The organism is Brachyspira pilosicoli (genome assembly GCF_019402445.1).
GTDB classification, from domain to species: Bacteria; Spirochaetota; Brachyspiria; order Brachyspirales; family Brachyspiraceae; genus Brachyspira; species Brachyspira pilosicoli_B.
This window is the reverse complement of record NZ_SRZM01000365.1, coordinates 1-939: the sequence shown is the minus strand read 5'-3', so window position 1 is coordinate 939 and position 939 is coordinate 1. Positions and strand designations below refer to the sequence as shown.

At 28.1% G+C, this 939-nt stretch carries 2 protein-coding genes; both read left to right on the top strand.

The annotated features are described in order from the left end of the window. The coding region (locus tag E6A48_RS10810; RefSeq protein WP_219710252.1) for a chemotaxis protein CheX at positions 1 to 346 on the top strand (346 nt) is incomplete at its 5' end. 18 nt (positions 347 to 364) lie between these two features. After that, on the top strand, positions 365 to 939 hold a 575-nt coding region (locus E6A48_RS10805), incomplete at its 3' end, for a peptidoglycan recognition protein family protein (protein WP_219710250.1).

The window sequence follows — 939 nt, the reverse complement described above, 5'->3', positions numbered from 1 at the left end:
TGCTATAGGAATAGTTGGCGATGTTAATGGACAGGTTTTATACGAATTCCCTGAAAATTTTTCTCAGCTTCTAACAGAAAGCCTTACAGATAAAAAACGCAGTGATTATGACTCTGAAGATGAGTTTGAAGATATGATGAGAAGTGTTATAAATGAAATGGGTAACACTATAAGCGGACTTGCTATTACTAAATTATCTGAAGAAGGCATAAGCTGCGATATTACTCCTCCTATACTTTATTATGGTAAAGAAATTCAAATTATCCCAAAAAACTTACAAACTATTATAATACCTTTTCAATCTAATATTGGCTTCGTTAGCGTTAATATAGCTATGGATGCTTAATTATTATATAATTGCTGTATGAAAAATATTGTTATATTATTCTTTTTTATAACTCTAATATCATGTAGTAGTAGTAAAAATATTATATCAAACAAAGAAAACAATACTATAGAAATACACAATATATATAAAATATATCCAAGCACACTAAAATTAAGTTTAATGTCTGAATATAGCCAAAAACATTATGGTTATCCAAATTATAGTTTGGTGAACCCTCAAATAATAGTTGTGCATTCTACAGAAACAAGAAATTTGCAAATAGCTCTAAATGTTTTTCAAAATGATTTTCTTATAGGAAGAAAAGATATAGATTCTGGAGGAGATGTTAATGTGGGCACGCATTTTTTAGTTGATACAAATGGAACTATATATGCAAGCACTCCTTTAGAATATATGGCAAGGCACACTATAGGTTTAAATTATACAGCAATAAGTATAGAAAACATAGGTTTTGCTGGTAAGCTTACAAAAGAGCAGCTTAATTCAAACATTAAACTAATTAAATATTTAAAAAATCATTATAAAAGCATAAAATATGTCATAGGGCATTATGAATATAGAGATACCAATTCACCGCATTATCATCTTTT